Annotated in this window: 3 protein-coding genes; all 3 read left to right on the forward strand. The window is 36.4% G+C overall.

From position 1 onward, the window contains the following. On the forward strand, positions 1-175 hold a 175-nt coding region (locus HMPREF9074_RS12480), incomplete at its 5' end, for a T9SS type B sorting domain-containing protein (protein WP_198133048.1). Between the two features lie 188 nt (positions 176-363). After that, on the forward strand, positions 364-2,019 hold the full coding sequence (locus tag HMPREF9074_RS11240) for a hypothetical protein (protein WP_009392316.1): 1,656 nt from the start codon (positions 364-366) through the stop codon (positions 2,017-2,019). After that, the coding region (locus HMPREF9074_RS11245; RefSeq protein WP_034540888.1) for a hypothetical protein at positions 2,020-3,455 on the forward strand (1,436 nt) is incomplete at its 3' end.

Raw genomic sequence — 3,455 nt, forward strand, 5'->3', positions numbered from 1 at the left:
TGAAACAGAAGGTTATGACAACGTAACTCGCGTATTTAGAGGCTTCTCTAATGGTAGGGTAGTAGTAGAAACTTCTGATAAGTTACCACAAGGCACTTACTATTACGTTATCGAATATGTCGATGAGAATAGACAAAATCGAAGTGAAGTAGGTTGGTTATATATCAAACGATAGTACAAATACCTAATAAATAAAAAGAGGCTGTTTAGCATTGTGCTGAACAGCCTCTTTTTGAATAATTTTGTTACCCCTTTCTAAATAAAATATATTTTGTGTGTTTTTTTATTTACTTTTGTGTATTCCAAAATAATGTTATACCTTTGCCCCTTGGAATCACTAATTATATCTCAATGTTATCACGAATGTATAAACAATTACAGACGCTATTAGTATTATTTACACTTTTATTTTCTTTTGGAAAACTCAGCGCTCGAACTTGTGATGAGAACATAAGCAAGGCGTTGGGGCAAACTCGTGTAATAACCTTTTCAAAAGTGACACAAGCCGTTTCTGGTGATGAAACGCTCAACTTTCAAGCAACTAACAATTCGCTTAACTGTATTCCAACAGGTCAGTTGCGTTTCCAAATACAAAATGCTCAAGCAGGTAATACTTATGTAGTAGAACTTATTGAGATGCCAGCAACCTATACAGGTACGCGTACCTTTACCATTACAGAAAGTGACAAAGAAAGTGCTGTAAGTTTTGTGAAATTTACAGACTATAATATGCCAGCAGGTACCTACAAGGCTAAGTTACACACTTCTAATATAGCTAACGCACAGCCAGTATCTGCTACAATAGGAAAATTACAAAGCGATTTTCCAGCTCCTATTAGAACCAATAACGATTTTGGTAAAGACCAAGCATATAGAGATATTCAAAATGGAGGACAATCAAGTTGTGATTATTTAGATATTCGTTATAGTGGTAATACCAACTCACCATTCTATAAGTATTTCAACACTCCAGAATTGACAGCCCTCTATGAGTATACTGCTTATTCTAAGAAAGACTTGGCAGAGTTTTATGGAGGTGATAAAAATAGTGTGAATATTGTATGGCGTCCGTTATTTTCACTTCCTTCAGGTAAAACCTCTTCTCAGAGGATGATATATTACGATTTGAAAGCTCATAATCGTACTTATAAAGACCTAAAAGATGATCCAGATAAACGTCCTAACTTCTACTTCCGTATTAAAGGGCAAAATTGTAATAACAACGATACTCCAATGCTTGGAGGAGATATACGCTTTATGAATACAGGTATTGTATTTGGAGGTACTTGTCAGACTCCTGAGATGTCTGTTACTGCAGAGAATCAAATCGTATGTTATCCTGTAACTTATGTTATTAAACATAATGGAGTGCAAGTATCTCAAGGACAGATAACTGAAGCTGGTGAAAGGAAGAAAATAACCACTCTAGACAATGGGCAATCATTTAAAGCAGATGAAAAGTATGAGGTAACCTTTACATCTGTAGATGGACAAACAGTAAGCCAAGAAGAATCTTTTAACAAATTCTATAATCTAGTACGTCCAGGAGGAGAATACAAACAAGAAGTAAGATGTTTTGGAGATACTCGTACACCTAAAGGAAGAATAGAGGTACTTTTCAGAGTAAATCAATCAGGCTCTATATTGTCTATGAATGGCTTTAAGGTTACCTTAGAGCAAGCTCCTGCTAGTTATGTAGATGAGCCTGGAAAACTCAAACTCAATGAAACGGTTACTATCACTTATAGAAAATCTAATAGCGTTATTACTAACATTATGGCTACTCAGAACCAAGATGACCTTACACAAAACTTCTCATTACCCGAAGGTACTTATAAAATTAGAGTAGAAGACCCTTGCGGAAATGTAACCTATGTGTATAGTGGTACAAATTCTTCTAAACAAGATTTTGAATTGGCACATACTCCTTATCAGGAAAAACCATTAACTCCTGAAACAAAAACTGAGTGTACTAAAGTAAGAGTTTATCCTTTCAAAGGAAATCCAGCCATGGATTAGTTGAGAGCTGAAAATAACAACAGGAGTATATATGTATATCTTTATAAACGTCCAGCAGGTATTAATTCAAACGACGTAACTGTAAGTAGTAATTTTAGCCAACAGGTATTAGGTTCTACTTATATAAAGGCAGTGTACAACCCTAATGATCCTACTTCTGAAGATCAGTACTTCTCTTTGCCAAGAAACCAAAACTCAGAAGGTAGCTATACCTTTATATATGGAGGAAAAATAGATGATACTAATAGTAATGAACAAGATATAGTAACTTATATTAGAAGTAAAGGTGCTAATGGTTGTGTACGCACTTTTACTATCAGCGTAGACGATGTATTGCTCAACTTTGATAGAAATGGTTATATAGGTTATAAGTGTGAAGATAATACTGGTAAGATAGTTATAAAAGCTATTAATGGTATTAGTGGTTTAGGTTCTTACCAATACGAATTATACGATCGTAGAGACGGTACCCATATTGATACCCAAACAGCTGCTAAAGGTAGTACAGTTACCTTTACTAACTTGGGTACTTTCTCTGCTGGGCAAAATACTCGCTGGGTGAAAATTACAGACTCAGCTTGTGCTTCAGAACCTGTATGGAAAGAATTGCCTATTACCCCTCTTGATAATCCTGAGCTGGTATTAGCATCGCCACTACAGTCTGGTTACTGCAAAGGAAGTACAGTTACTATTACCTTGCGTTCGTTAGGTGCCCCATCTTATCAGTGGAAATATCCAGATGGAACTACTACAGTAACTACTTTGCCTCAATTGGTGATACCATCTATTGATGCACAACACGCAGGTATTTATCAAGTGGTAGCCCAAGGACTTGTTTGTGCTGCTAACACAGTAACATTCAGTTATACAGTTAATATTTTAGAAGCACCAGCTACAGGCAAAACTTATACTTTATGTGCAGCCGCTACAGTAGCTGATCTCAAAGCAAAAATAGCGACAGATACAGCTACCGTAAAAGTTTATAAAAACAGTACTTTAGTAACAGATAATACTGAAGCTCTCTCTACTACTGATACTTATAAGGTGAGCCGCTTTAATGCTGTTTGCGAAACTGATAAAGTAGTCGTAATGATTGTGTTTAGCAATACAGTAACGCTTACAGTTCCAACTGCTTTAACAGTAACTTGTACCGCTACTAATATCGATACAGTAGTAAGCAATTGGCTTAACCAAGCTACTGTTACCGATACTTGTGGTACGGCTACACTTACCCATAACTTTACAGCGGTTAAACCTACTAATTGGTGTGGGGCTGGAGTAGTAACTGTTACCTTTGTAGCAAGAGACCCTCAAGGCAATACTGTTACTAAGACTAGCGTGATTAAGGTAGGTAGTACCCCACTTGTAGCAACGCCAGATACGGACTTTACGTTCCCATCGGGTTCAGTAACAGATACAAGTACAAGAACGGTAAT

The organism is Capnocytophaga sp. oral taxon 329 str. F0087 (assembly GCF_000213295.2).
Classification (GTDB): domain Bacteria; phylum Bacteroidota; class Bacteroidia; order Flavobacteriales; family Flavobacteriaceae; genus Capnocytophaga; species Capnocytophaga leadbetteri_A.